This window comes from Streptomyces sp. NPDC002680, from assembly GCF_042889145.1.
Classification (GTDB): domain Bacteria; phylum Actinomycetota; class Actinomycetes; order Streptomycetales; family Streptomycetaceae; genus Streptomyces; species Streptomyces adonidis.
In genome coordinates this window covers 138,149-163,939 of record NZ_JBIAQP010000021.1, presented here as the reverse complement: position 1 = coordinate 163,939, position 25,791 = coordinate 138,149, and the positions used below count along the sequence as shown (strand labels likewise).

Sequence of the window (25,791 nt, the reverse complement as noted above, 5' to 3'; positions counted from 1 at the left end):
GTGGAGAGAGAAGTCCACCCGGGGCCAACCTGTGGGTTGACGCGCCCGACGGTCACTCGGCGTGACGATCGTGGCATGACTTTTACGGACTGGGCGATCGATCTCGCTCTCATCGGGCTGGTGGTGCTGCAACTGCGCGGCCGGCGGCTGACGACACGGATGCTGGTGCTTCCGCTGGTGCTGGTCTGCTGGGCGGGTTCGCAGTACCTGCACGCCGTTCCGACAGCGGGCAACGACCTCCTGCTGATCGTGCCGGCGACGCTGATCGGACTGGCGCTGGGGGTGGGAGCCGGTGTGCTGACCCGGGTCGACAGAACACCCGACGGCGAGGTCATCGTCCGCGCCACGGTCGCCGCCGCCGTTCTGTGGGTGCTGGGCGTGGGCTTCCGGCTCGCCTTCCAGCTGTACGCGACCCACGGCGGCGGGGAGTCGATAGGCCGCTTCTCGATGCGGCACGACATCGACGTGGCCGCCTGGGTACCGGCGATCCTGCTCATGGCGTTCGCCGAAGTGCTAGCCCGTACGGCCATCGTGGGGTGGCGTGGACAGGTCGCGCGCCGGGGCTCCCACCTGCGGCGGATGTCCTCCGCGTGAGCGGCGTCCCACGGCAGCCGGGAGCGCGGTCGGGACGGCTTCGGGTGAGGCATGCTTGCCCGGTGAGCGCTGATCGCCCCCGGGCAGCACCTGACCGCGTGGGGCCCGCCGACGGCCCGTGGTCGCTCGGCCCGACGGTGAGCCTCCTCGCGCTGGCAGGCCTGGTCTACGGGGCGGCGACGGCGACCCGAATCTCCCTCGGGGGCTGGTATCCGGGCGGCCTGCTGCTCACCGCGGGGGTGGGCCTGGGCTGGGCGGGGTGGCTCGCCTGGCGGAACACCGAGCGCGTGGCCCTCGCTCTCGGGGCGATCCTGCTGCTGGCTGTCAGCGGCGGCGCGATGGTGCCGCTGTCGGGGTTCGGAGCGGTGGTCGTCGGTGTCTCGGGCCTGTGCGCCGCCACCCGGGTCGAGCTGAAGTACGCGGTGGTGCTGGCAGGGGCGGGAGTGGTCGCCGCCTGGGTCGCCTTCGCGGTGATCGGGCACGGGAACGTGGGGACGCTGGCAGCGGCGGCGGGTGCGATGGTCGGCCTGCTCCTGGGCGTCTCACGGCGTCAGCAGCAGGCGCGGACGAGGGCCGACGCCGAACTGGTGGTCGAGCGGGAGCGCGGCGCCGTGGAGCACGAGCGGGCCGAACTGCTGGCCGAGCGCAACCGGATCGCCCGGGAGGTGCACGACGTGCTGGCGCACACGCTGTCCGCGCTGTCGGTCCAGATGACCGCCCTGGACAGCCTGGTCGAGAGCGGAGCGGACGCCCCTGCGGTACGGGCGGCGATCGGCCGGAACCGCCGTCTGGTCGTCGAGGGCCTGGAGGAGACCCGCCGTGCCGTGCAGGCACTGCGCGACCAGCCGGTCGCCCTCGACGAGCAGCTCTCGGTCCTCGCCACCGGGGAGGGCGCCGCCCTGCGGACGAGCGGGCCCACGCGTTCTCTCCCGCCCGCCGCCGGAATGGCCCTGCTGCGGGTGGCCCAGGAGGCGCTGACCAACGCCCGCAAGCACGCGCGGGACGCGCAGGTCACCGTCGAACTCGCCTACGGCGACGGGCACATCGGCCTGACGGTGACCAACACGGCGGCCCCCGGGCCCGGGCAGGAGCCGCCGGACGAGCTGGCGGCGACCGGGGGCGGCTACGGTCTGCACAGCATGCGGGAACGGGTGGAGTTGGTCGGCGGCACGTTCAGTGCGGGGCCCGATGGTGAGGGCTGGCGGGTCGAGGCGGAGGTCCCGGGGTGAAGGTAGTGATCGTCGACGACCAGACGCTGATCCGCGACGGGCTCGTCACCATCTGCGAACGCCTGCCCGACGTGGAGGTCGTGGCCGCTGCCGGAGACGGGCAGCAGGCCCTCGCGGCGGTCGAGGAACATGCCCCCGACGTGGTGCTGATGGACCTGCGCATGCCACGGATGGACGGCATCGAGGCCACGCGCGCCATCACCGCCGGGCACCCGCACACCCACGTCGTCGTGCTGACGACCTACAGCGACGACGAGTCGATCAGCGCCGCACTCGCCGCAGGCGCGCTCGGTTACCTCACCAAGGACGCCGGCCGCGACGACATCGACCGCGCGCTGCGGGCCGCGGCCCGGGGACAGGCACTGCTCGACCCCGCCGTCCACGCCCGCCTGGTCGCACTGGTGTCCCGGCAGCAGCCGGCCGAGGCACCGGACCAGCTGCCCGACGGGCTGACCGCCCGGGAGGCCGAGGTCCTGGGCTGTATGGCCCGTGGACTGTCCAACCGGGAGATCGCCGGTGCCCTCGTCGTCAGCGAGGCCACGGTCAAGACCCACGTCAACCGCGTCTTCGCCAAGACGGGCAGCCGCGACCGGGGCCAGGCCATTGCCTACGCACACCGGCACGGCATCGACCGACTCGGCTGACCCCTCCGACCCGTGTCCAACGAAGTCCGACCCGTGTCCGACGAACGCAGGCTCAGGCCGGGCGTACCAGGCCGACGTCGTACGCGAAGATCACCGCCTGTACACGGTCCCGGGCGCCGATCTTCGCGAGGATACGGCTGACGTGGGACTTCACCGTGGACTCGGCGAGATGCAGCCGCTCGGCGATCTCCGTGTTGTTCGCGCCGCCCGCCATGGCGGTCAGGACCTCGCGCTCGCGGTCGGTGAGGTCGGCGAGCCGGAGTTCATGGCCGGGGGCGGGGCCGGCCCGCCGGCTGGTGAAGGTGTCGATCAGCTTGCGGGTGACACCGGGGGAGATCACGGCGTCCCCGGCGGCCACCGCGCGGATGCCGACGACGAGTTCCTCGGGCCGCGCGTCCTTGAGGAAGAAACCGCTGGCTCCGGCGCGCAGCGCGTCGTACGCGTACTCGTCGAGATCGAAGGTGGTCAGCACCAGGACACGGGACCGGCCCCCGGACTCGACGATCCGCCGGGTCGCCTCGATGCCGTCCATACCGGGCATGCGTACGTCCATCAGGACGACGTCGGGGCGCAGTTCGGCGGCCTTGCGGACCGCCTCGCTGCCGTTGGTGGCCTCGTCGACGACGGTCATGTCGGGCTCCGCCTCCAGCAGCATGCGGAAGCCGAGGCGTTGCAGGGTCTGGTCGTCGACGATCAGGACGGTGGTCATGCCGGGTGCTTCTCCGTGGTGTGGGCGGTGCCGGACGGGGGGTCGGTGAAGAGGAGGGCACGGACGCTCCAGCCGCCAAGGTCGTTGGGGCCCGCGGTGACACTGCCCTGGTAGAGGGCGGCGCGCTGCCGTATGCCGACCAGGCCCTGACCGCTGCTTGTCCTGGTGAGGTTTGTCATCAGGGGGTGCGAGGGGCCGGTGTCCTCGACGGTGAGGTGAACCGCGCCGGGGTCGACGGCCAGGGAGACGGTGACGTCGGTGTCGCGGGCGGCGTGCTTGAGCGTGTTGGTGAGTGCCTCCTGGGCGATTCGGTAGACGGCCAGTTGGAGCCCCTGGGGCAGTCCGGTCAGCTCTCCCTCGGTGCGGAAGGCGACGGTCGGGCCGGCCGCCCTGACCCGTTCCAGCAGGGCCTTCAGATCGGCCAGCCCGGGCTGCGGGGCGAGCGGCGCCTCGCCCCGGATGTCCTGCTCGTCCCCGACGACGGCGAGCAGCCGGCGCAGTTCGGCCAGTGCGTCCCGGCCGCTGTCGCCGATGATGCGGAGCGTCTCCGCACCGCGTTCCGGCCTGGTCCGGGCGAGGGAGGCGGCGCCGTCGGCGAGGCCGACGATGACGGCGAGGGTGTGACCGAGGATGTCGTGCATCTCCCGGGAGACCCGGGCCCGCTCCCGGGCGGTCGACAGCCGGGCCTGCTGGTCGCGTTCCTTCTCCAGGGCGAGGATGACGGTGTTCGCCAGCCGGCCGGCCAGGCCCAGACAGGCGAACGCCGTCACGACGAGCAGCGCCAGCATCAGCACCACCCAGGGGCGGGTGGCGTGATCCACCTGGCCCGCGTCCCAGAAGACGGTGCCCGCCACGGTGATCTGCGCCAGGGTGACGCCGGTGGCCAGCGCCGCCATCCGAGGAGAGGCGAAGCGGCCCATGTTGTACAGGGCCACGACCCACGACGAGTTCGCCCCGGTCAGGATCCCCAGGAACGCGACGGGCATCGAGACGACCGTGATGACGGCCCAGACCAGCGTCGGCCGCTGCTGCCGCCACAGCAGCGGAACGGTGAGTCCCAGGGTCAGCGCCAGCTTCACCGGGATGTTGGGACCGAAGTCCGGGTCGAACACCTCGGAGATACCGAGCAGGGCGCAGAACGCGGGCACGGTCCAGCGCCGGATACGGGGATGCGCCCGGTCGGCCAGCCGCCATCCCGCCAGCCGGGTGATGATCGAGACGATCGCCCGCTGATCGGGATCGTCCGACAGCGGCCGGGGCAGCCGGACACCGTCGGACGGCGCCGTCGGCGCGCCTGCGTTCGATGCGGTCACTCTGTACGCCCTTCACGGATCGGGCGGGCCCGCCCGCCGGCCTCGGGGGAGTGGACCGGCGGACGGGGGCTCCGGGGGCACGGCCGGCCGGGTCCCGACGCCCAGATGGGGATCGTAAGGCCGTGCGGTCGGCGCTTTCGCGTCAGTGCTTGCGGGCCAGCTTCTTGGTGTCGCCCGCGTCGTCGGCGCCCTGGCCTGCTTCCTCATGGCCTGCGGGCGCCGTGGACGTCTGCCGTGCCTCCAGCGCGTGGCGCAGCTTCTCGCCCTCGACGTCCACGTCGGGCATGATCCGGTCGAGCCAGCCGGGCAGGGCCCAGGCGCGGCGGCCCAGCAGGGTCATCACCGCCGGGACGATGGTCATCCGTACGACGAAGGCGTCGAAGAGGACGGCGGAGGCGAGGCCCAGGCCGATCGACTTGACCAGCGCGGTGTCGTCCAGCAGGAACCCGGAAAAGACGGAGATCATGATGATCGCCGCGGCCGTGACCACCCGGCCCCCGTGCCTGAACCCCGCGACGATCGCCTCCGTGGGTTCGGCCCCGTGGACGTACTCCTCGCGCATCCGGGTGACGAGGAAGACCTCGTAGTCCATGGCCAGGCCGAAGACGACACCGATCAGCAGGATGGGCAGCACGCTGACGATCGGCTGGGTCTGGTCGACGCCGAAGACGTCCTTCAGCCAGCCCCACTGGAAGACCGCCACCAGGACCCCGAGGGTGGCCACCACACTGAGCAGGAAGCCGAGCGCGGCCTTGAGCGGCACCAGGATCGAGCGGAACACCAGCAGAAGCAGGATCAGCGCCAGGCCGACCACGATCGCCAGGTACGGCACCATCGCCTCGGCCAGCTTGGTGGAGACGTCGATGTTGACGGCGGTCGTGCCGGTGACCATCAGATCGGCGCCGGTGTCCTTGTGCAGGGCGTCGCTGTGGTCGCGGATGTCGGCGACCAGGTCCTTGGTGGCCTGACTGGTCGGCGAGCTCTTGGGGATCGCCGTGATCAGCGCCACGTCACCGGCCTCGTTGAAGGCGGCCGGACGGACGGCCGCCACGTCGGGCAGCTCGCTGATCGTGGCGTACGCGTTCTCGGCCGCCGCCTTCGGGTCGTCGCTGTCGCGGGCGTCGACGACCACCGTCAGCGGGCCGTTGAAGCCCGGACCGAAGCCCTTGCTCAGGGTGTCGTAGGCGACGCGCTGGGTGGAGCCGGGAGAGGCCATGCTGTCGTCGGGCAGGGTCAGGCGCAGTGACATCGCCGGTATGGCCAGCAGCCCCAGGCCCACCACCGAGACGACGAGCATCTTGACCGGGTTGCGGGTGACGAACCGGCCCCAGCGCACGCCCATCGCCTCGCGCTCGCCGCGCTCCTCGGCGCGATGACGCTTGCTGGTGAGCTTCCCCTTCATGATCCGCATCCCGGCGAACCCCAGTACGGCGGGCAGCAGGGTGAGCGCGATGACCACCGCGACGGCGACCGCGAAGGCGGCGGCCAGACCCATCGTGGTGAGCATCTTGATGCCGATGACGCTCAGGCCGGCCAGCGCGATGACCACGGTCAGCCCGGCGAAGACGACCGCGGATCCGGCGGTGCCCAGGGCCCGTCCGGCGGCCTCCTCCGGCTCGTGCCCGTCGCGTATCTCGCCCCGGTAGCGGGAGACGATGAAGAGGGCGTAGTCGATCGCCACCGCCAGTCCCAGCATCAGCGCCAGGGTGGAGGAGGCCGAGGCCATGTCGAAGAACTGGGTCGAGATGGTGATGCACAGGATCGCCACGCCCACCCCGATGAGCGCCGTCAGCAGCGGCAGTCCGGCGGCGATCATCGAGCCGAAGGTGATGACCAGCGCCACGGCGGCTACCGCGAGGCCGATCAGTTCGGCCGCCTTGCTGGCGGCCTTCTCCTGCACGGCGTTGCCGCCCAGGCTCACCGTCAGCCCGGCCCGCTCGCCCTTCTCGGCGACCTGGTTCAGGGCCTCGGAGGCGGCGTCGGTGAGGTCCGCCTTCGGCACCTCGTAGGTGACCTGGGCGTAGGCGATCGTGCCGTCCTCGCTGACCAGGCTGTTGCTGAAGGGCTCGGTGACGCTCGCGACCTGCGGTGCCTTGTCGAGGTCGGCGACGAGGGCGGAGATCTCGGTCTTGTTGGCCGTGGAGGTCAGCTTCTGCCCGCCGGGCGCCTCGAAGACGACCCGGGCCGTGGCACCGCCCGCGGCGGCCTGCGGGAACTCCTTGCCCAGCAGGTCGATGGCCCGCTGGGACTGGGTGCCGGGCAGGGTGAAGTCGTCCGTCGTCTTGCCGGACACGCCGGCGGCACCGATACCAACGGCGGCGAGGACGACGATCCAGAACATCAGGAAGAGCCGTCGGCGCCGGAAGGCGAGCCGGCCCAGCCGGTAGAGGAACGTGGCCACGGAAGTACTCCCAGCAGGAGGGGATCCAGGAGCTGGATCACTGGAGGGCGGGGCTTTGATCGACCCCGCACTCACGCTAGGAGCGCTTTTCCGTCACCTTCCGGCACCGCGGGACCGAATCCGGCGGGCGGGCGGTACCGGGGTACTGGCTCGGCTCGTCCTCAGGGGTGTCGTTGCCCGGGGTGACCTCGATGAGCCGAGGACGGGTTCGAGGTCCGCGCGCACGGTCGGTTCGGGCAGGACGACGGGCGCCGAGACGGCGACGGGCCGCCCCCCAGACTGGCCAGCTCGCGCAGTGCCTCGCCGGTGCTCTTGAGGCCGCTGCCCGGGTAGACGTCGTACAGCGGGAGTTCGACGACATCCAGATACCCGGGAGGCGCGAAGTGAACGTGTGACCGTCCTCTGCGTGCGCTTCGAACCGCCTCCGATGTGCGAGCCTCTCCTGCCGCAAGTCCTCGCTCTGCTGGGCGAGTTCACGCCCGTTGTGGAGGCGCTGCCGCCCGTCGGCGCGCTGCTCGGTCCGGGCGATGGCGTACGGCGATCAGGGCGGGACGCAGTGGAGTTGGCCGCGGCGATCCGCGCACGGGCCCTGTCCCGTCACGGCGTGGACTGCGCCGTCGGGATCGGCCCCGGGCCGGCGCTGGCCCGGCTCGCCCTGGACGGAGCCGCTCCCGGGACGACCCGTGTCCTGCCCCAACACCCCGACGCCCTCGCGGAGTTGCTCGCCCCCCACCCCGTCACCGCACTCCCCGGAACCCCCGACACCACCGCCCGCCTTCTCGGCCGCCACGGCCTCGACACCCTCGGCCGGATCGCGGCGGCACCGCCCTCCGTCCTGTGCCGCCTCCTCGGTACGGAGACCGGTCGCGACCTGCACGACAAGGCGTCCGGCATCGACCGCGGCCGAGTCGTGCCGAACACCCTCCCCGCCCACCGCCTGACCGCCGAACGCGCCCTGTCCGCAGGGGAGAACCAGCGCACCGCCCTGTGCTCGGCGGCCGAGGAACTCGGCGCCCGGCTCCGCGCCCTGGAGAGGACGTGCCGCACGCTCACCCTCACCCTGCGCTACGCCGACCACCCGGCGGAGACCCGCGGTCGCAGGCTCAGGGAGCCGACGGCCCACTCCCCGGGCCTCACCCGCGCCGCCCACGGGATGTACGAGGCGCTCACCCCGCAGCCCGCCCGGGTCCACGGACTCGCCCTGCACGCCGAGGAGTTGGCGTCGACCGAACCCTGGGCGAGTGGATCGGGGGCCCAATATCACAGCAACTGGCTGCCGCTGAAAGTTTTTACCGACGCGTAACTTCCACGTTGCGCTACTCGTCCGTAACTTGACGAGTGAACAGCATCCTCGTGATCCGGATCACAGGGCGTAGAGCCGTCGTCACTCCCTTGAGCCGCAAGGAGATCACTCGATGCTGCCCTGGAAACGCGTCCTCAGACCCCTCGCCAGACCTCTCGCCGCGCTGCTGATGACCGCCGCGGCGACCCTCGTACCCGTCGCCACCGCGCAAGCCGAAACGCAGGCCGAAGCCGCCGTCAGCTGGGGCTGGAACGACTACTCCTGCAAGCCGTCCGCCGCTCACCCCCGCCCCGTCGTCCTCGTCCACGGCACCTTCGCCAACGGCATCGACAACTGGCTCACCCTCGCGCCGTATCTGACGAACCGTGGCTACTGCGTCTTCTCGCTCGACTACGGCCAACTGCCCGGCGTACCCCTCTTCTACGGCCTCGGCCCCATCGACGAGTCGGCCGAACAGCTCGACGCCTTCGTCGACAAGGTGCTCGCCGCGACCGGCGCCGCCGAGGCCGACCTCGTCGGCCACTCGCAGGGCGGCATGATGCCCCGCTACTACCTCAAGTTCCTCGGCGGCGCCGCCGAGGTGAACGCCTTCGTCGGCATCGCGCCCAGCAACCACGGCACCACCCTGAACGGTCTCACCAACCTGCTGACGTACTTCCCCGGGGCCGCGGACCTGCTCACCACGGCCACTCCCGCCCTCGCCGACCAGGTCGTCGGGTCCGCCTTCCTCACCAAGCTCAACGCGGGCGGCGACACCGTCCCGGGCGTCCGCTACACGGTCATCGCCACCCGGTACGACGAGGTGGTCACGCCGTACAGCAGCCAGTTCCTGAGCGGAACCGGCGTACACAACGTCCTGATCCAGGACCTGTGCCCGCTGGACCTCTCCGAGCACGCCGCCGTCGGGCTGCTCGACCGGATCGCGTTCCACGAGGTGACGAACGCCCTCGACCCGGCGCACGCCACCGCCACCACCTGTCTGTCGGCGATCGGCTGACCTGGTCAGGGAGCGTCCGCCGGGGCCTGGCCGGCCTGAGCCGCCAGTCAGGCCCCGGCGAACTCAGTGGCCGTGTCGTCCGCCGCCACCCATCGAGCGTCGACGGACCGAGAGCAGCAGGGCCGCCGTGCCCAGCGCCAGGGCGCCCGCGCCGCCCACCGCGAGATACGGGGTGCCGCTGTCCCCACCGGTCTCGGCGAGGTTCGCCACGGCGCCGGCTGCCTGGGGTTGCGCGACCGCTTCGGTCGCTTCGGTCGCCTCAGGGCTCGGCTCCGCGCTCGGCTCCGCCGAGTGACCCGCGTGTTCGACCGTCGACTCGTCGGCACCGGCCTCGATCTGCTCCTCGGAGGGCGCGGAGGCACTGCTCGACGGGCTCTCGTCCGGACCGCCGCTCGCATCCTCGTCCGCGCCGAACGTCACGTCGGAGCACGAGTAGAAGGCCTCCGGGCTGTCCGAGCGCTGCCAGATCGCGTACAGGAGCTGCTTGCCGGAACGTCGCGGCAGGGTGCCGGAGAACGTGTAGAAGCCGCCCGCCGCGACCGGGTCCGTCGCCGTCGCGACCGGGTGTTCGAAGTCCAGGTCGGCCCAGGACAGGGGCTGGGCCGGGTCGTAGCCCGGCTTGGTGACGTACACCACGAAGGTGCCCTTGTGCGGGGCGGTCACGCGGTACCTGAAGGTGTACGGGCCGCTGCTGACGCCGGTCGTCGGCCAGTCGGCGCGGGGCAGGTCGAGGCCCTTGAACTCGGCGTTGCCCGCGCTGCACAGCTCGCCGTCCGGGATCAGCGCCTGGTGGCGCCCGCCCGCGTCACCGATGCGGATGCCGTTCCAGTCGTACAGCGCCTGCGTACCGCCCGCCGCGACCGCCGCCCGGCACGCGGCCGACGACGGGTTCTCGGGGCCCTCCGCGTAGCACTGGGCGACCCTGCTGACCGGGTCGCCCATCGAGCCGTGCGCGGACGCGGGCGCCGCGGGCAGGGCCAGCGGGGCGATGCCGAGGGTGGTGACGGCGGTGATCGCGGCGGCCGTACGGCGGCGTGCGCGCATGCGGGATCTCCTCGGAACGGTTCTCGGGGGGCGCTCAGAAAGCTAGCCCCAAGAAACCGCGAAATCGCCTGCTGGAGGCGGGTGAGGGAGATCCTTATGGTCGGCTTAAGGAAGGGTTCGGACTGCGCTCAGGTAGGGAGCGTGCGCGACTAGTGGGCGCACGCCCGACGGGCGGCCCGGTCCTCGACGGCCGGCGGACCTCAGCCGTCCGGCCACCACGTGCGTGCGATGTCCTTTCGGACCTCGGGACGCTCGGTGACGCGTTCGTCGACCTCTTCCCGCACACGGCGGGCGTCCGACTTCTTCAGGGGCTTCTGCACGGTTACGCGGCGCATGGCTGCCTCCTTCGGTCCACCGGGTTCCGCGTTTTCACGGAGATAGACCGTTCCCGGGAGGGTGACTCATCGGCGCCGGTCTGTCAGTGGCGGCGGTCACGATTCGATTGTCAGTGGTGGGTGTCACTCTTGGCCGCATGACGAACACCGACTGGGACGCGGAAGCGGCGACTTTCGACGACGAACCCGACCACGGCCTGCGCGATCCGGCCGTGCGCGAGGCCTGGGCGGCCCGGCTGCGGTCCTGGCTGCCCGACCGCCCGGCCGACGTCCTCGACCTCGGCTGCGGCACCGGCAGCCTCTCGCTCCTCGCGTCCGAACAGGGACACCGCGTCACCGGCGTGGACGCGTCCCGGGCGATGGTCGAGCAGGCCAGGGGCAAGCTCGCGGGCCGGGCCGCCGTGTTCCTCGTCGGCGACGCGGTGGCGCCTCCGGTGGGGGAGGAGCGCTTCGACGTCGTGCTCGTACGACACGTCCTGTGGACCCTGCCCGACCCCGCGCGCGTGCTGCGCCACTGGCAGGGGCTGCTCAGGGCCGGCGGACGGCTGGTGCTGGTCGAGGGGGTGTGGGGGACGGTCGGTCCGGTCGGCATACCCGCCGACACCCTTGCCGGGCTGCTCGCGCCCCTCGCCACGGATGTCCGAGTCGAACGGCTGTCCGGGGATGCGCGGCTGTGGGGGCGCGAGGTGGAGGACGAGCGGTACGTGGTGCTGGCCCGGTTGTAGGGCCTCTCAGGCGAGCAGCTTCTCGAAGCCGCCCTCGCGCGCCAGCGACTCCAGTTCGTCCAGGGCCGCCACGGCGGCGGACGCGGCCCGCGGGTCCGCCTGAGCCAGACCGCTCTCCTCGAACTCGTCCTCGTCCAGCCTTCGTACGTCCTTGCCGTCGGCGGAGCGCCACAGGTCCAGGTCGAGATCCTCGACGACCAGGTCCGTGCCGGTGAGCGTGGCCGGGCGGGCGATGTCGCAGTACCAGCCCTTCAGCGTGCCCGACGCGGCACGCACCTCCTTCACCGAGTACCAGCGGTCGCGCCAGTAGTACTCCGTGAACATGTCGCCCGGTTCGAAGCGGACGAAGCCGAAGTCGCGGACCGTGTCGCCGGCCCAGGGGGCGCGTACGGCGAGTCGTGTGCCGTCGTCGTGGAGCAGCTCGGCCGGGTAACTGATCTTCGTGCGGCCGGCTTTGACGAGTACGACGTTCAGTGTGGGTGTGGGCTCAGATGAGTTCGCGGACATACCGCACCTCCGTTGCGCAGATCTCGTACCCGAACCACTTGTTGATGGCGATCATCGGGCCGTTTCCGGCGTCGTTGCCTGTCAGTGCCTCTGTGTACCCGGCGGCGCGGGCGCGGTGCAGGGAGTCGTTCTTGGCGAGCTTCGCCAGGCCCCGGCCACGGAAGTCGCGGGCCGTGCCGGTCATCACGGTGCCGTAGCGGGTGGCGCCGTCGGTGCGGGCCGCGCTGAAGGCGGCGGGGCGGCCGTCGACGAGGGCGATCGTGGTCAGTTCGTGGCTGAGCAGGGGGTGGTGCCAGGTTTCGCGGAGCCAGGCCTCGTAGTCCGTGAACTCGTAGTCGACATCGCTCGGTTCGTCCGACGTCGTCTCCGCGTCCAGGTCGAACAAGGGGCGTGGGTCGGCGGCGAAGTCGGAGGCCGGGCGGAGTTCGACGCCGGGCGGGGGGTCCTGGAGCGGGGGCAGGGTGCCGTTCGCCAGGTCCAGGCGGAGGAAGTGCGCGCTGCGGCTGGAGCGGTAGCCGTGGTGTTCGGCGAAGGCGCGGTTGCCGGGGGCGTCCAGCACCCAGGCGAAGGACTTCGTCACCCCGGCGGCGGCGAGGTGCCGCTCGGCGGTGCGGACGAGGAGCGAGCCGGCGCCGCGTCCCGTGCGCTCCGGGTGCACGTACACGTTCACGAAGCCCTGGCCGGGCTCCGGGCTGTCGTGGACGGCCGCGGTCTGGGCGGTGCCGATGACCTCGCCGTCCTGTTCGGCGACGAGTGCCTGGTAGTGGGCGTCGGGGTGGGCGTGCGTGATGTCGTACGCGAGGGATTTCGGGGTGATCAGGAAGAAGGGGAGGGAGAGGCGCCGGACGTGGGCGAAGCCCTCGACGCCGGTGGTGTCGTCGGGGTGGAGTGCACGGACGGTCACTGTCATGAGCTGGGACGTTACGCGGGGGAGATGCGCGGATGCCTCTCATTTTCCGGGCCGTGCGGGAGAATCGGGGGGTGACCTTGAAGATCCGCATCGATGACAGTGCGCCGCCTTACGAGCAGGTGCGGGCGCAGATTTCCGAGCAGGCTCGGGCGGGGGTGCTGCCGGTGGGGTACCGGTTGCCGACCGTTCGGGGGCTTGCGGAGTCGCTGGGGCTGGCCGCGAATACGGTCGCCAAGGCGTATCGGGCGTTGGAGGCGGACGGGGTGATCGAGACGCGGGGGCGTAACGGGACGTTTGTCGCTGCCGCGGGCTCGGCGGCGGATCGTGAGGCGGCTTCTGCTGCGCAGGCGTATGCGGAGCGGGTGCAGAGGCTTGGGCTGGGTCAGGGGGCGGCACTCGATGCCGTGCGGGATGCCCTGCGGGCGGCCTACGAGGGGTGAGGAGGGGTACGTGCTTCGGCTGCGGGCCGGTGGGGGCTTGTCGCGCAGTTCCTCGCGCCCCTAAAAGCCGGCACGATTCCCGCACTCCACTTCACGAGGCACCCGACTTACAGGTACAGGCCTGCGTCTGCTCCATCTCTCTGGTCTGGGACTGTTGTTGGGGTGGTGCCTCTGCGTAGGGCGTACAGCTCGGCCAGGGTTGCTCCCTCGCGGGGGATTCCCTCCTCCGTGCCCAGCCAGGTTGTTGCCTCGCGGTGGGTCAGGGGGCCGACCTCGATGCGGGCCATGCAGCGGCCGGGGCGTACCACCGCCGGGTGGAGGCGTTCCAGGTCCTCGTTCGTTGTCACGCCCACCAGGACGTTGCGGCCCTGGCCGAGGAGGCCGTCCGTCAGGTTCAGGAGGCGGGAGAGGGCCTGGCCCGCCGTGTGTTTGGCCTCGCCCCTGATCAGTTCGTCGCAGTCCTCCAGGAGGAGCAGGCGCCAGCGGCCCTTCCCGGTGCTGTCCTCCTCGCCGATCGCGATGTCCATGAGGTAGCCGACGTCGGAGAAGAGGCGCTCGGGGTCGAGGACGCAGTCCACCTGGCACCAGTCCCGCCAGGAACGGGCCAGGGTGCGCAGCGCGGACGTCTTGCCGGTGCCCGGCGGGCCGTGGAGCAGGAGCAGGCGGCCCGCGATGTCCTCGGGGGTGGTTTTCATCAGGCCGTCCATCGCGTCCGCCACCGGTGCCGTGTAGTTGGCGCGGACCTCGTCCCACGTACCCGCCGAGATCTGGCGGGTCGTACGGTGCGGGCCCCGGCGCGGGGAGACGTACCAGAAGCCCATCGTCACGTTCTCCGGCTGGGGTTCGGGCTCGTCCGCCGCGCCGTCCGTCGCCTGGTCGAGGACCTTCGCGGCCAGCTCGGGCGTGGTCGCCGTCACCGTGACGTCGGCGCCCCGGTTCCAGCGGGACACCAGGAGCGTCCATCCGTCGCCCTCCGCCAGGGTGGCGCTGCGGTCGTCGTCGCGGGCGGCGCGCAGGACCTGGGCGCCCGGTGGGAGAAGGGTCGCCCCGGACCGTACGCGGTCGATGTTCGCCGCGTGCGAATACGGCTGCTCGCCCGTCGCGAAGCGGCCGAGGAACAGCGCGTCGACGACGTCGGACGGTGAGTCGCTGTCGTCGACGTTGAGCCGGATCGGCAGCGCGTCGTGCGGGTTACCGGACATGCCGCCATGATCCGGCACACGGACGCGGCGTGCACCCGGTTTCCGCGGTGCGCTGCGGAGGGCTGCCCTCCGGCCGTGTCCCGCCGTTACTGTTGCCCTTGATGGGACGTCATGGGTGGAATTCGGGGGCTCGGCGGTGGCAGCTCACCGCCCTGCTCGGTGTGGGGGCCGTCGCGCTGGCCCTGATCCTGACCCTGATCAACACACTGCCGTCGAACGGCGGCAGCACCGCGGGCACCTCCCGCGACGGTGACAAGGTGCACGGCACGCCCGCCGCCTCTCCGGCGGTTTCGGAGCCGGACGTCGGGTGGGGGTTCACGCACACCCAGTTCAGCGCCGACGAGGGCGCCGGGGCGGCCGTCGCGCGGGTCGAGGGGCTGCTCTCCAAGGACCCGGGGCTGCCGCAGAACCAGCACATCATGGGCTGGGGCGCGGGCAACCCCGAGCCGGTCAAGGGGCGTTACGACTTCGCGGAGATGGACCGCCGTATCGACTTCATGCGGGCCTCCGGGGCCACCCCGGTGGTCACCCTGTGCTGTGCCCCGGACTGGATGAAGGGCGGCAAGTCCGGCTCCGACAACACCAATTGGAGCCAGGCCGCGCTGGAGACGGCGCCGACCCGCGCGCACTACAAGGACTACGCCGCGCTCGCCGCGACCGTTGCCAAGCGCTATCCGGACGTACGCCACTTCATCGTGTGGAACGAGTTCAAGGGCTTCTGGAACAACGCCGAGGCCCGCTGGGACTACGAGGGCTACACCGAGCTGTACAACCTCGTCTACAAGGCGCTGAAGAAGGTCGACAAGGACATCATGGTCGGCGGGCCGTACCTCGTCATGGACAGTCTCGATCCTCGGCAGAAGTCTGACGCCTCGACGACCTTCAAGGGGCCCTGGGGCGCCATGGACCAGCGGGTCCTCGACGCCTTCGACTACTGGAACAAGCACAAGGTGGGCGCGGACTTCGTGGTCGTGGACGGCTCCAGTTATACGAAGGACGACGAACTGCTGCCCGACGAGTTCGCGGCGACCGACAAGTTCACGGCTGTGGGGAAGTGGGTGCGGGCGCGGACGCGTGGGCTGCCGTTGTGGTGGGCCGAGTACTACGTCGAGCCCGCCGACGGCAACGACGACCGTACGGGGTGGTCCGAGGCCCGTCGCGAGGCCGTCCAGGCGGCCGGATTGATCGCGATGGTCAAGGGGGGTGCCTCGTCCGGCTTCTACTGGAACCCGGAGGAGGAGAAGGGGACCGGCTGCGCCGGGTGTCTGTGGACTCCCACCTCAAGTGGCAGTGGGGGAGCGGCACTTCCTATGTTCGATCTCGTATCGCGGTTCGGTGCGGCCTTCCCGCCGGGGACGCGGTACGAGACGGTTGCGGTGGCCGCGGATGATGTGCCCAACGTGCGGGTGCTTGCCGACGACAGGGTTGTTCTCGTCGTCAACGTCCTGGACCGGCCGATCGATGCGCAGGTTGATGGGAAGCGGTTCTCGATGGGGGCGTATGAGGTGAAGTGGCTCAGCCGATAGTCCACTGAGCCACCCACCTACCTGCCTCACTTCATCGTCAAGAAACGCTGCACCAGCGACGCCAACAGCACCGCCAGCAGTGGCAGTGAGAACCAGAAGCTGCTCTGTAGCCAGCGGAGTTGGCGGACGCTCGGGCGTAGTGCCACCCGGACGACCTCTCTGGCCGTGAGGAGGAGGATCAGGGCGATGGCTGCCAGGCCGCCCACCACCGACCATGGGGTCCAGGTCACCTGGGGGCCGATCGGGCCGGGATCAGGTTTCGCGACCTTGCCCTCCGGCTGTTGCCGCAGCGTGTACATCGTCACGTCGGAGTTGACGAACACCTTCTTCAGCTCGTCCCGGCCGTCCAGGTTCTGGAGCAGTCGGCCCTCCCAGGCCGCCGAGTAGCCCACGTCCAGCTGGAGATAGATCACCTGGCTGCGGTTGACCATCAGATACGAGTTGGGGCCCGCGTCCTTGAGCGCCTTCACCAGCCCCGACACCAGCACCGGGTCGGCCGGGGCCAGCGTCGGAACGTACTGCACCTTCTCCATGTCCTTGGCGCCCCACGGCAGGGCCGGGGTGACGTTGTCGACCAGGTCGTTGCTCAGCCACAGCAACCGGACCGTCGGATCGTCGTGCGCGTAGACGTAGTTCATCGCGGCGACCTCGCCGGGGCGGGTCCGTTCGAAGGACTCGTTGCCCCAACGGGCCACCAGGAAGCCGCCCATGAGGATCAGGCCCGCCATCAGGGCCGCCAGGGGAGCGAGGCTGATGCGGTCCCTGTCCCGTTCCTTCGCCGTCACCCCCGTGCGGGGGAAGAGCGCCAGCGCGGCCAGCAGCGCCGCGCCCGGCAGGGCGAACATGAAGACGCGCAGGGCCATTTCGCCGCCGTACGACTGCATGCCGAAGCCCAGGAACGGGACGAAGGTCAGGACGAGCAGGGAGCGTTCGCGGTACTTGTGGTCGCGGCGGCGCCACCAGCCGTAGCAGGCCAGGGACATGACCCCGCCGGCCAGCAGCACGCGGGTGTAGAGGACGAGCTTGTGGCTCGAACTGCCGCCCTCGATACGGCCGGAGACGCTCGACGACACATTGCCGCCCACTCCGCCCATCCCGCCGAACAGCTCGTCGAAGTGCCCCGACCAGTACGGCTCGGCCATGAAACCGACCCACACCGCGACGATGACACCGAACAGGATGGGCAGGCCCCGCAGTTCGGACTTGCCGATGACGACCAGGACCGCCAGCACGCCCAGCATCACGAACGGCGTCAGCTGGTGGGCCGGGACCGTCGCCGCGAACAGGGCGATCAACACGGCCAGCAGTACGGCCTGTTGGCGGCGGTTCGTCGGTTCTACCTCCGCCTCGCCCGGTCGCATCTTCCCCCAGAGGACTCGCGGCGCCCGGAACCACACCAGCAGGATCGCCGCGAAGACCAGATAGAGGAGGTACGTGAACCCCTGCGGGGAGAAGTAGTCCTGGCCGACCCAGCCGCTCAGGACGAAGATCCACACCCCTGTCCACTTGGCCCGCCAGCTCGCCCGCAGTGAACGGGTCAGCAGGAACAGCGGTGCCAGGTACAGGAGTTGCATGGCCAGCGGCCACCAGCGGATGACCTCCGTGAGGTCGTTGACCCCACAGGCCTTCGCCACGAACGCGGCCCCCGCGAAGAAGCCCGGCCAGCTCCAGCGTGCGTCCAGGTCCGGTACGGCGGTCCCGGTCCGGTCGATGTAGTCGAGGAACCCGAGATGCTGCCAGGCCGTCGCGAACCGTGGTTCGGCCTCGATCACGGCGGGCAGCGCGTGCAGCGACACGACCGTCGCGAGCAGGGTGAGAGCCAGCAGCGCCCGGTGCTCCCGGTTGCCCCACAGCAGCGACGCGAACACCAGGACCAGCAGCCCGGCCCCGATCAGCGTCGGCAGCGGCAGGATGGAGATCAGGCCGAGCCCGCCCATCCGGTCCAGGTCGGCCTCGCCGAGGCGGGACGCGGGCACCCAGTAGAGGAGCAGCGCGGCGATCAGCAGACAGCCGAGGACCACTCCGCCACGGGTGGGCAGCAGACGCTCACGCAGGGTCGGGGGAGGTGGCTCCGGCAGGTCGGGCGAGGTGTGCGCGGTGCGCAACTCCCGTACGAGGGACGCCTGGGCGGCTCGTACGAGTTCGGCGTCCGCGCCCGCCGGGACGGCCGGCTGCCGCAACGAGCCCTCTGTCGGCTCGCGTTCCTCCACCGGCAGCCCCACCGCCTCGGGCTGTTTCAACGCCCAGGTCGGCCGACGGTCCACGCGCGGCGCCGGTGTCCCCGTGGGCGGGGTCCCCGGACCCGGGCGGACGTCCGGGCGGCGTTCCTGGTGGTCGAAGTCGAGGTGGACGCCGAGCGCGAGCGTGTCCGAGTCCAGCGAACGTGCCCAGCCCTGACCGCGCCCCCGCGAGCCCGCGGTCAGGTCGGCGAGGTCCCCGTCCGGTGCCGAGTCCTCGGGGATCGCGTCGGCCGGTGCCGCCCTGACCGTCCGGTACAGCCTGGGCGCGGCGATCGCGACGATCACCGCGAGGGACGAGATCTCCGCGACGCCCGCTCCCGTCAGCCCCATCCGGGGGAGCAGCAGCAGCGTCAGACCGAGCACCAGGGCGCACAACAGGCCCTGCATCCAGGCGAGTCCGGCCGTCCGGCTCTGGGCGCGCAGGACGGCGAAGTACGTCTCCATGACGACCCGCAGCACCGCGCCGACCGCGAACCAGCGCAGCAGCGGGGTCGCCGCGTCCGCGTAGCCCGAGCCGAAGACGCCCAGGATCCAGGGCGCGCCGAAGAACAGCACCCCGGCGACCGGCAGCATGATCCGCGCCATGCGTTTGAGCGCGGCCCGGGTGTTGGCGGCCAGCCGGGCCGGATCGTGCGAGCCCTCGACCGTGAGGGAGGCGCCCATGTTGATGGCGAGCAGGTTGACCGTGCCGCCGATGGTCGTGGTGATGTAGAAGTACGCGTTGTCGGCGGAGCTGACCTGCGAGGCGACGATCACCGGCACCAGGTAGACCACGGCCAACGAGAACAGCGAACCCGTGTAGTCGCCCGCCAGGAACCGGCCGATCTCCTTCGGTGTCGGCGGTTTCGCGTGCTCCTCGGTCGCCTTGATGTGGCGGGGAACCAGGCGCCGGAACACCAGCCAGCCGAGGGGCAGCACCGACATGGCGATCGCGGCGACCCACGACACGAACACGCCGCTGGTCGGGATCGCCACCGCGAAGGCCACCAGCAGCCCCAGCTTGACCGCCGAGAACACCGTGTTGCCGACCGGCACCCACAGCGCGCTGCGCAGCCCGGTCAGCACCCCGTCCTGGAGCGTGAGCAGGTTCCACAGGACGACGGCGCCGACGAACCCGAGGGCGGGCACAGGACCGTGCAGGAACCGGTACGAAGGCCCCCACATGTTCAGCGTCAGCAGGAAGACCCCGGCGGCCAGCGCCACGATCACCGAACTGCCCGCGTACGTACGGAAGATGAGCCGTCCCGTGGCGCGGCCCGCGACCGGGATGAAGCGGGCCAGGGCGCCCGTCAGCGTCACCGCCGTGAGACCCGCGAGGAGCTTCATGGCGGCGATCGCGGCGGAACTCTGGCCCACCGCCGACTCGGAGTAGTAGCGGGCGGCGGCCAGCCAGAAGCCGAGCCCGAGCACGGCGGAGATGCCCGTGTTGAGCATCAGCGCGTAGGCGTTGCGGAACAGCTGGCTGCCGCCGCCCTTGCCCTTGCCCAGGCCGGGCAGCCGCAGCCGCCGCCCCGGCCGCTGTCCGGTTGGATCGGCCGAGGGAGCCTCGGCCTCGGTCGTGGGTGTGGTCGTCGTGTCAGACACGGGAACCGATGGCCTTCCGGCGGACCTGACGTGCTCTGCGGACCATGGCGTACCCCTTGGTGAGGGCACGGTCCCGGACGAAGTCGCGGGCGGTGGACCGGCCTTCGGCCAGCCGCGCGAACTCCTCGATACCGGTGGAGCGGCGCACGGTGACGCGCCGCAGGGCGTACGGCCCCTGCTCCCGGCGCGCGAGACCGTTGCCCACGGCGAGCGCCTGCATGAACCCGGCCGCCCGCACCGCCGTCCGCACCCGGCGGCTGGAGTAGCCGTACGGGTAGGCGAACGACACGGGTACGGCGGCCAGTTCACCGGCGACGACCTCGCGGCAGCGGGTCAGCTCGAAGCGCAGCGTGTCGTCGTCGAGCTGGTCCAGCTCCGGATGCGTATGGCTGTGGCCGCCGATCTCGACGCCGCCGCCCGCGAGTTCGCGCACCTGGTCCCAGTCGAGCATGGTGTCGAGGCCGCCCCCGGTGTCGTACGGGCCCCTGAGCCAGCCCGTCGACACGAACAGGGTGGCCGGGAAACCGTACTTGGCGAGCACCGGCAGCGCGTGCCGGTGGACACCCTCGTAGCCGTCGTCGAAGGTGATCAGCAGCGGGCGGGACGGGAGCGGGCGGCCGGAGCGCCAACTCGCCGCCAGTTCCGCCGTGTTGACGGGAGTGAAGCCCTGGTCGGCCAGGAGCGCCAGCTGCTCGGCGAACGCCTCGGGCGTCACCGACAGGGTCCTGGTCGCGTCGTTCGGCTCGGTGGCGACCGAGTGGTACATGAGGATCGGTACGGGCGTGCTCATGCCGTACCCCCTTCGCCGCTCCGCTCGATCTCCACCACCGTGAACGTGGCCCCGCCCCGGCGCGCCCGGACGCTCCCGAGGACGTAGCCGCCCGCCGCCGTCAGCACCCCGGCGACGATCGCGCCCGCCCGGCCCGCGCCGCCCGGACGGGCCAGCAGGGCGTCGCGCAGACCGCGTGCGACCCCGGCGGGCAGGACCCGGGTGGTGTACCGGCGTTCGGACTCGAGTCCCTTGTCCGCGCCGACACTTCGGGCGACCAGCGCCTTCGACAGGCCCTCGGCGTAGGTGCGGGTGCGGAAGTATCCGAAGTGCTCGCGGACCTGCGGCACCCGGTGGTGGATCACCGCGCGGTCGTCGATGAGCAGGACCGCGTCCGGTCTGGCCCTGGTGAGGCGGATGCACAGCTCCGTCTCCTCGCAGCCCAGCGGACGCTTGTCGCCGTCCCGTCCGATGCCGGTGGCGAAACCGCCGGCCGCGTCGAAGGCCGTACGCCGGAAGGAGGCGTTCCCGCCGAGCACGTTGCGGACCTGGACGCGGCCCTCGGGCAGCCCCTTGTAGGTGCAGCCCACCACCCAGTCGAACTCCTCGGGGAACCAGGCCGGCCGGCGGCCCGACGCCCAGATCGGCATCGTACGGCCGCCGACGGCCATCACCCGGGGGTCCGTGTAGCCGTCGGCGAAGTGGCGCAGCCAGTCGCGTTCGGCCACGGCGTCGTCGTCGAGGAAGGCGATGATCTCCCCGTGCGAGGCGGCGATGCCGGTGTTGCGGCCGGCCGACAGGCCGCGCGGGCCCGCGTTGGCCAGCACCCGTACCTCGTGGGTCTCCTTGTACTCCTTGGCCAGCCGCTCCAGGAGAGCCTGGTTGTGGTCGACGACCAGGAGTGTCTCCAGGGCAGGCCGTGACTGCGCCCGCACCGAGGCGACCGCCGCGAGGATGTCCTCCCAGCGGTCCTCGGTGTAGACGCAGACGACCACCGAGACGTCCGGCTCGTTCAAGACACCTCTCCCCGGCTCGCGCTGAGGATGCGGGAGTGCGAACGGCTGCGCAGGTCACGCCGGTTGGAGCGCTCCTTCAGGATCACCCGCAGTACGCGCAGCCCGTCGCGCACGGCCCGCAGATTGCTCGCGCCGTGGATCCGGAGGTACTCGTGGCTCGGGATCTCCTGCACCTTGAGCCCAGCCTTGACGACTCTGATGTTGATCAGGGTCTCGATCTCGAAGCCGGTGCAGTCGAGGTCGATCTTGTCGAGGCAGTGCCGCCAGAACGCGTTGTAGCCGTAGCAGAGATCGGTGTAGCGGGCGCCGAACTTCTTGTTGACGACCGTGCACAGCGCCCAGTTGCCGAGCTTGCGGATCGGCGTCATGTCGTCGGTGCCACCGCCGTTGGCGAAGCGCGAGCCCTTCGCGAAGTCGGCGCCCGAGACGAGCGCGGAGACGTACGACACGATCTCGTTGCCGTCCGCCGACCCGTCCGCGTCGACCATCACGATGATGTCGCCGGTGCAGGCCTCGAACCCGGTGATCAGGGCGTCCCCCTTGCCCTTGCCCTGCTGCTCGACGACCTTGACGTCCGGCCACAGCCCACGGGCGACCGCGACGGTGTCGTCGGTGGAGTTGCCGTCGACCAGGACCACCTCGTGGATCCAGTCGGGCAGCGTCTTGAAGACGTACGGCAGGTTCTCCGCCTCGTTCATGGCGGGGATCACCACACTCACCGGTGGCGTGATCGCCAGATGGGAGGAGATGGGCCGGTACACGTCGGCCTTGATCGGTTGCTGGTTGGCGACCGCGGGCTCCTCGCCCGAAATCGCCGGTCGCAGAACGGAACTCATGAGTCTGGTCCCTCTCGTCCGGTGGACCGCCCGCCCCTGGGCGGCCCGGTTATGTGTCCGGTTCGAAAGGGGGGTTCTCACTCACGGCATGACGAATGGTTTCTCCGTATCGGTTGCTTACTGGCTTCGTGCATGCCGGGTGAGCTGGCAAAGCTGGCCGAACGCCTGAACAGGTGTCCGGTCTCGCGGCACGGCTCGGCGAGACGTACGTTCACCGAGCGCGGCACCCCCCTACCGCGTCCCGCTCCGACGGTCGTCGTGGACCCTGAGCCCTCCCCTGAGTCACAGGACGACGTACCGATGCGGGTGAGATGTATGACGGTATTGACTATTGCGTCCTTATGGCAAGACCTGGAACGAGCCTCACGTTTTTATTGGTTTGCCCGTTACACAACTACTTTGATCGTTTGACAGCTACTTTGATCGATTTCGTGAACGGAGCTGTCCCATCCGTTTCAGCGCCTTGTCGGCCGGCTCGAACAGCTCCGGCCGGGACAGCACCACATTGCGCAGCGCCCGGACCGGGGCGCGCCGCGCCCGGTGTCCGACCGCCACCGGGTGACGCCGTGTCACCCACCCCTCGGACACCATGAGTTCACGGGTCTTCAGGGAATCCTTGTACTCCTTCTGCCCCCGGCCCAGATCCAGGTACGCGATCCCGTCGGCGGCGGCCGCCTCGGCCATCCGCAGATGCAGGACAAGGCCCGGCGAGTACTTCGAGAACGCCGGGTCGTACGCCGGGAACCAGCAGGCCAGCACACGTTCCGTACGCAGCCCGAAGTGGGCCGCGACCGGCTTCCCGTCGGCGTAGAGCACCGACAGGATGCCCGCGAACGGGTCGGAACGGGTGTGGAAGAGCTGTTGCACCAGCCGGGTGATCCAGGGGTGCGCGAACCGGTCGCTGCGGCCGGTCCTGCGGTACTGGGCGGACTTCCACTCCATCAGCCTGAGCAGCGCCTCGGGATCACGCTCGTCGTGGACGTAGCGCACCTCGCCGGCGTCCCGGCCCAGCTTGCGCTCCTTGGCGAGCGTCGTGCGGGTGAACTTGGGTGAGCGCGCCCGGAGTCCGGCCAGATAGGCCTCGTACCCCTGGTCGACGTCCATCACCGGGGACGGAAAGGTGCCGGAGGCCTCCGCCTCGAACGGCTCCTGGCCCCCCACCAGGTGGTCGAACTCCCACACCGAGAGCCCGCAGGCCCGCAGCAACTCCCGTGAGTCCCAGGTGAATCCGGGGCGGTGCACCAGCCCCTGGCAGTCGGAGACACCGAGCCCGATCGCCCGGCCGACGCCCGCGGCGGATCTCTGGAACGGGAAGAACGCGGCCGGCTCCCCGCCCTCACGGAGCACCGCGATACGTACGCCGCGTCTGCAGCGGCCGACCGCGAGCGTGAACTCCGGGGACAGGAACGGGTTCGCCAGTTCGGGCGAGCCGTGCAGATGGGCCTTGGCCTGCAGCGCCGTCCAGGCGGCCCGGTCCGCTGCGGTCAGTTCGCCGGGCCGGTACACGGTGAGGGTCACGTCGGAGGTCAGGTTTCGAGCCACGTCACCAGCCACGTCAGGAGGTCCGTCTTCTCGCCGTACGGCCGCGCCGGCGCCGTACCAGAACCAGCAGGAGGATGAGCGAGCTGATCACGGTCACGGCCACGACCCCGCCGCGGATGGACCATTGATGCGTCGCCAGCATGCCCTGGGCGACCAGGAGATCGAGCGCGACCGCCGCCGCGACCGACGTCACGATCCGGCCGAACGGCTCCAGTCCGCGCAGCGCGGCGCCCACGGCGACCGCCGGTGCGGCGAGAAGGAAGAACAGCGTGAACGGACCGCGCAGCGGTGAGGCGGTGTCGGTCAGCGCGAGGCCCGCGCCGACGGCCGCGACGGCCGCGGCCACGCCCGCGAGCAGCGGGAACAGGTCCTTCCCGAGCCCCCGCGGTGGCGGCTCACCGTCCCCCGGTCCGCTGCCGGATGAAGGTGGCTTGATACGTATGGTCTGCATTGGCGACTTTGCCCCCCGACGCGCCGGATGCCGGGCTTCAATGTCGCGCAGCGCGACGGGCGAGTCAAGATGCGCAACCAGTACGCCACCTTGCCCGAAGGCATGCGCGATGTTCCCCGGAGGGGAACGTATGGGTGAACGGACGAGTTCCCCGGAGGCGCCGGCTGCCTCCGGGGAACTGTCGTTCAGATCGGGCGGATCACCGCTGTGGGGCGGGTGTTACGAGACGAGCTTCAGCAGGCGGTTCGGCGAGCCGGTGCCGGCGCTGGTGACCACGCCGGTGGTGGCGCCGCCCGTCAGCGCCGTGGCGACCTGGGCCGGGGTGGCCGAGGTGTGGCCCGCGAGGTAGACGGCGACCGCGCCCGCGACGTGCGGTGTGGCCATCGACGTACCCGAGAGCGTGGCGGTGGCCGTGTCGCTGGTGTTGTAGCCCGCGACGATGGAGGAGCCGGGGGCGAAGATGTCCAGGGTCGAGCCGTAGTTCGAGTAGCTCGCCTTGGCGTCCGTGCTGGTGGTGGCGCCGACCGTGATCGCGGCGGCGACCCGGGCGGGGGAGTACGAGGAGGCGTTGGCGCTGCTGTTGCCCGCCGCGACCGCGTAGGTGACGCCGCTGGCTATGGAGTTGGCGACAGCCGTGTCCAGGGCGGTGGACGCGCCGCCGCCGAGCGACATGTTGGCGACGGAGGGGCCGCTGTGGTTCGCGGTCACCCAGTCGATGCCCGCGACGACACCGGCGGTGGTGCCGGAACCGCTGTTGTTGAGCACGCGCACGGCCACGATCTTCGCCGCCTTGGCGACACCGTAGGTCGAGCCCGCGATGGTGGTGGCCACGTGCGTGCCGTGGCCGTTGCCGTCCTGCGCGGTGGTGTCGCCGTCCACGGCGTCATAGCCGTAGGACGCGCGGCCACTGATCTGCGTGTGCGTGATGCGGACGCCGGTGTCGATGACGTACGCCGTCACACCCGCGCCGGCCGTGTCCGGGTAGGTGTAGGTGCCGGACAGCGGCAGGGCCGCCTGGTCGATGCGGTCCAGGCCCCAGGGGGCGCTGGTCTGCGTGGCGTCGACGTGCACCGTCTGGTTCTGCTCGACGGAGGCCACCGACGGGTCGGCGGCGAGTCTGCGGGCCTCGGTGGCGGACAGGGTCGCGGAGTAGCCGTTCAGCGCGGTGCTGAAGGTCTTCTTCACCGTGCCGCCGTATTCGCTGATCAGACTCTTGCCTGCGCTCGACGCGGCCTTGAGGCCGGTCGTCTTCTTGAGCGTGACGATGTAGCTGTCCTTGACGGCTGTGGGGGAGCCGGCGGCCAGCACCTTGCCCTCGGCGGGTGCCGGGGCGGCCTGGGCGGGGAGCGCGGTGAATCCGCCGACGAGAGCGGCGGCTGCCACGACGGTGGTCGCGGCGGTCCTGAGCTTCTTGCTACGCAGTTGTGCCATTACGAGGGAGTCCTCCTCTTAGGCAGCACACGCCTGGGTGGGG

General features: G+C 70.9%; 23 protein-coding genes. 8 read left to right on the top strand and 15 right to left on the bottom strand.

What is annotated here, in order from left to right; translation table 11 throughout:
* Positions 1–75: 75 nt before the first annotated feature.
* From ACFYXF_RS41870 to ACFYXF_RS41860, 3 genes are all read left to right on the top strand, one after another.
* A complete protein-coding gene (locus ACFYXF_RS41870; protein ID WP_389357704.1) occupies positions 76–594 on the top strand; it encodes a hypothetical protein in 519 nt (172 codons plus the stop codon).
* A 62-nt stretch (positions 595–656) separates the two neighbouring features.
* Entirely contained in the window at positions 657–1,823 is a 1,167-nt protein-coding gene (locus tag ACFYXF_RS41865; protein ID WP_389357702.1) for a sensor histidine kinase, read from the top strand.
* On the top strand, positions 1,820–2,467 hold the full coding sequence (locus ACFYXF_RS41860; RefSeq protein WP_389357700.1) for a response regulator: 648 nt from the start codon (positions 1,820–1,822) through the stop codon (positions 2,465–2,467). The genes ACFYXF_RS41865 and ACFYXF_RS41860 overlap by 4 nt, the downstream gene beginning before the upstream one ends.
* 52 nt (positions 2,468–2,519) lie before the next feature.
* Here the strand turns inward: ACFYXF_RS41860 and ACFYXF_RS41855 are convergent, their stop codons facing one another.
* From ACFYXF_RS41855 to ACFYXF_RS41845, 3 genes are all read right to left on the bottom strand, one after another.
* Entirely contained in the window at positions 2,520–3,176 is a 657-nt protein-coding gene (locus ACFYXF_RS41855) for a response regulator (protein ID WP_389357698.1), read from the bottom strand.
* The gene (locus ACFYXF_RS41850; RefSeq protein WP_389357696.1) at positions 3,173–4,489 is read right to left on the bottom strand and encodes a sensor histidine kinase; all 1,317 of its coding nucleotides are present in this window, start codon (positions 4,487–4,489) and stop codon (positions 3,173–3,175) included. The genes ACFYXF_RS41855 and ACFYXF_RS41850 overlap by 4 nt, the downstream gene beginning before the upstream one ends.
* Positions 4,490–4,631: 142 nt before the next feature.
* Positions 4,632–6,890 carry an MMPL family transporter gene (locus ACFYXF_RS41845; protein WP_389357694.1) on the bottom strand — a complete coding sequence of 753 codons (2,259 nt, stop codon included), beginning with the start codon at positions 6,888–6,890 and terminating at the stop codon, positions 4,632–4,634.
* Positions 6,891–7,281: 391 nt separating this feature from the next.
* Between ACFYXF_RS41845 and ACFYXF_RS41840 the strand changes: the two genes are divergently transcribed.
* Together ACFYXF_RS41840 and ACFYXF_RS41835 are read left to right on the top strand one after the other, a co-directional pair.
* Positions 7,282–8,193 (top strand): hypothetical protein, encoded by a 912-nt coding sequence (locus tag ACFYXF_RS41840; RefSeq protein WP_389357692.1) that lies wholly within the window; start codon positions 7,282–7,284, stop codon positions 8,191–8,193.
* A 112-nt stretch (positions 8,194–8,305) separates the two neighbouring features.
* Positions 8,306–9,190, top strand: a complete 885-nt coding sequence (locus ACFYXF_RS41835; RefSeq protein ID WP_389357690.1) for an esterase/lipase family protein — start codon at positions 8,306–8,308, stop codon at positions 9,188–9,190.
* Positions 9,191–9,253: 63 nt separating this feature from the next.
* Here the strand turns inward: ACFYXF_RS41835 and ACFYXF_RS41830 are convergent, their stop codons facing one another.
* Together ACFYXF_RS41830 and ACFYXF_RS41825 are read right to left on the bottom strand one after the other, a co-directional pair.
* The gene (locus ACFYXF_RS41830; protein ID WP_389357688.1) at positions 9,254–10,234 is read right to left on the bottom strand and encodes a lytic polysaccharide monooxygenase; all 981 of its coding nucleotides are present in this window, start codon (positions 10,232–10,234) and stop codon (positions 9,254–9,256) included.
* Between the two features lie 200 nt (positions 10,235–10,434).
* Entirely contained in the window at positions 10,435–10,569 is a 135-nt protein-coding gene (locus tag ACFYXF_RS41825; protein WP_105972665.1) for a hypothetical protein, read from the bottom strand.
* A 137-nt stretch (positions 10,570–10,706) separates the two neighbouring features.
* On the opposite strand from ACFYXF_RS41825, the gene ACFYXF_RS41820 reads away from it, so the two are divergent.
* Positions 10,707–11,294, top strand: a complete 588-nt coding sequence (locus tag ACFYXF_RS41820; RefSeq protein WP_389357686.1) for a class I SAM-dependent methyltransferase — start codon at positions 10,707–10,709, stop codon at positions 11,292–11,294.
* A 6-nt stretch (positions 11,295–11,300) separates the two neighbouring features.
* On the opposite strand, the gene ACFYXF_RS41815 is transcribed toward ACFYXF_RS41820, so the two are convergent.
* Both ACFYXF_RS41815 and ACFYXF_RS41810 read right to left on the bottom strand, forming a co-directional pair.
* The gene (locus ACFYXF_RS41815; RefSeq protein ID WP_389357684.1) at positions 11,301–11,801 is read right to left on the bottom strand and encodes a DUF402 domain-containing protein; all 501 of its coding nucleotides are present in this window, start codon (positions 11,799–11,801) and stop codon (positions 11,301–11,303) included.
* Positions 11,782–12,711, bottom strand: coding sequence for a GNAT family N-acetyltransferase (locus ACFYXF_RS41810; RefSeq protein ID WP_389357682.1), 930 nt, complete (start codon positions 12,709–12,711; stop codon positions 11,782–11,784). Before ACFYXF_RS41810 ends, ACFYXF_RS41815 begins: the two co-directional genes overlap by 20 nt.
* Positions 12,712–12,782: 71 nt before the next feature.
* On the opposite strand from ACFYXF_RS41810, the gene ACFYXF_RS41805 reads away from it, so the two are divergent.
* On the top strand, positions 12,783–13,151 hold the full coding sequence (locus ACFYXF_RS41805) for a GntR family transcriptional regulator (RefSeq protein WP_389357680.1): 369 nt from the start codon (positions 12,783–12,785) through the stop codon (positions 13,149–13,151).
* 107 nt (positions 13,152–13,258) lie between these two features.
* On the opposite strand, the gene ACFYXF_RS41800 is transcribed toward ACFYXF_RS41805, so the two are convergent.
* Complete coding sequence (locus ACFYXF_RS41800; RefSeq protein WP_389357678.1) at positions 13,259–14,353, bottom strand: DUF5925 domain-containing protein; 1,095 nt, start codon at positions 14,351–14,353, stop codon at positions 13,259–13,261.
* Positions 14,354–14,454: 101 nt separating this feature from the next.
* Here ACFYXF_RS41800 and ACFYXF_RS41795 point away from each other — a divergent pair, with 101 nt between their 5' ends.
* A complete protein-coding gene (locus ACFYXF_RS41795) occupies positions 14,455–15,879 on the top strand; it encodes a xylan 1,4-beta-xylosidase (RefSeq protein WP_389357676.1) in 1,425 nt (474 codons plus the stop codon).
* A gap of 26 nt (positions 15,880–15,905) precedes the next feature.
* Here ACFYXF_RS41795 and ACFYXF_RS41790 read toward each other — a convergent pair whose 3' ends face one another.
* The 7 genes from ACFYXF_RS41790 to ACFYXF_RS41760 all read right to left on the bottom strand — a co-directional run bounded on the left by ACFYXF_RS41790 (position 15,906) and on the right by ACFYXF_RS41760 (position 25,748).
* The gene (locus ACFYXF_RS41790; protein WP_389357674.1) at positions 15,906–19,703 is read right to left on the bottom strand and encodes a lipopolysaccharide biosynthesis protein; all 3,798 of its coding nucleotides are present in this window, start codon (positions 19,701–19,703) and stop codon (positions 15,906–15,908) included.
* On the bottom strand, positions 19,696–20,493 hold the full coding sequence (locus ACFYXF_RS41785; protein WP_389357672.1) for a polysaccharide deacetylase family protein: 798 nt from the start codon (positions 20,491–20,493) through the stop codon (positions 19,696–19,698). Before ACFYXF_RS41785 ends, ACFYXF_RS41790 begins: the two co-directional genes overlap by 8 nt.
* Positions 20,490–21,488: a glycosyltransferase gene (locus ACFYXF_RS41780; protein ID WP_389357670.1), complete on the bottom strand. Its 999-nt coding sequence runs from the start codon at positions 21,486–21,488 to the stop codon at positions 20,490–20,492. The genes ACFYXF_RS41785 and ACFYXF_RS41780 overlap by 4 nt, the downstream gene beginning before the upstream one ends.
* The gene (locus tag ACFYXF_RS41775) at positions 21,485–22,324 is read right to left on the bottom strand and encodes a glycosyltransferase family 2 protein (RefSeq protein WP_389357668.1); all 840 of its coding nucleotides are present in this window, start codon (positions 22,322–22,324) and stop codon (positions 21,485–21,487) included. Before ACFYXF_RS41775 ends, ACFYXF_RS41780 begins: the two co-directional genes overlap by 4 nt.
* Before the next feature lie 414 nt (positions 22,325–22,738).
* Positions 22,739–23,842: a GNAT family N-acetyltransferase gene (locus ACFYXF_RS41770; protein WP_389357846.1), complete on the bottom strand. Its 1,104-nt coding sequence runs from the start codon at positions 23,840–23,842 to the stop codon at positions 22,739–22,741.
* 37 nt (positions 23,843–23,879) lie between these two features.
* Complete coding sequence (locus ACFYXF_RS41765; protein ID WP_389357666.1) at positions 23,880–24,317, bottom strand: hypothetical protein; 438 nt, start codon at positions 24,315–24,317, stop codon at positions 23,880–23,882.
* 219 nt (positions 24,318–24,536) lie between these two features.
* Positions 24,537–25,748: a S8 family peptidase gene (locus ACFYXF_RS41760; protein ID WP_389357664.1), complete on the bottom strand. Its 1,212-nt coding sequence runs from the start codon at positions 25,746–25,748 to the stop codon at positions 24,537–24,539.
* Between the last annotated feature and the right edge of the window lie 43 nt (positions 25,749–25,791).

Excerpts from the sequence above, each read along its gene's own strand:
- ACFYXF_RS41775 (WP_389357668.1), bottom strand. The coding sequence starts at position 22,324 with ATGAGTTCCGTTCTGCGACCGGCGATTTCGGGCGAGGAGCCCGCGGTC.
- ACFYXF_RS41830 (WP_389357688.1), bottom strand. The coding sequence starts at position 10,234 with ATGCGCGCACGCCGCCGTACGGCCGCCGCGATCACCGCCGTCACCACC.
- ACFYXF_RS41795 (WP_389357676.1), top strand. The coding sequence starts at position 14,455 with ATGGGACGTCATGGGTGGAATTCGGGGGCTCGGCGGTGGCAGCTCACC.
- ACFYXF_RS41870 (WP_389357704.1), top strand. The coding sequence starts at position 76 with ATGACTTTTACGGACTGGGCGATCGATCTCGCTCTCATCGGGCTGGTG.
- ACFYXF_RS41855 (WP_389357698.1), bottom strand. The coding sequence starts at position 3,176 with ATGACCACCGTCCTGATCGTCGACGACCAGACCCTGCAACGCCTCGGC.
- ACFYXF_RS41820 (WP_389357686.1), top strand. The coding sequence starts at position 10,707 with ATGACGAACACCGACTGGGACGCGGAAGCGGCGACTTTCGACGACGAA.
- ACFYXF_RS41825 (WP_105972665.1), bottom strand. The coding sequence starts at position 10,569 with ATGCGCCGCGTAACCGTGCAGAAGCCCCTGAAGAAGTCGGACGCCCGC.
- ACFYXF_RS41785 (WP_389357672.1), bottom strand. The coding sequence starts at position 20,493 with ATGAGCACGCCCGTACCGATCCTCATGTACCACTCGGTCGCCACCGAG.
- ACFYXF_RS41835 (WP_389357690.1), top strand. The coding sequence starts at position 8,306 with ATGCTGCCCTGGAAACGCGTCCTCAGACCCCTCGCCAGACCTCTCGCC.
- ACFYXF_RS41810 (WP_389357682.1), bottom strand. The coding sequence starts at position 12,711 with ATGACAGTGACCGTCCGTGCACTCCACCCCGACGACACCACCGGCGTC.
- ACFYXF_RS41800 (WP_389357678.1), bottom strand. The coding sequence starts at position 14,353 with ATGTCCGGTAACCCGCACGACGCGCTGCCGATCCGGCTCAACGTCGAC.
- ACFYXF_RS41760 (WP_389357664.1), bottom strand. The coding sequence starts at position 25,748 with ATGGCACAACTGCGTAGCAAGAAGCTCAGGACCGCCGCGACCACCGTC.
- ACFYXF_RS41815 (WP_389357684.1), bottom strand. The coding sequence starts at position 11,801 with ATGTCCGCGAACTCATCTGAGCCCACACCCACACTGAACGTCGTACTC.
- ACFYXF_RS41765 (WP_389357666.1), bottom strand. The coding sequence starts at position 24,317 with ATGCAGACCATACGTATCAAGCCACCTTCATCCGGCAGCGGACCGGGG.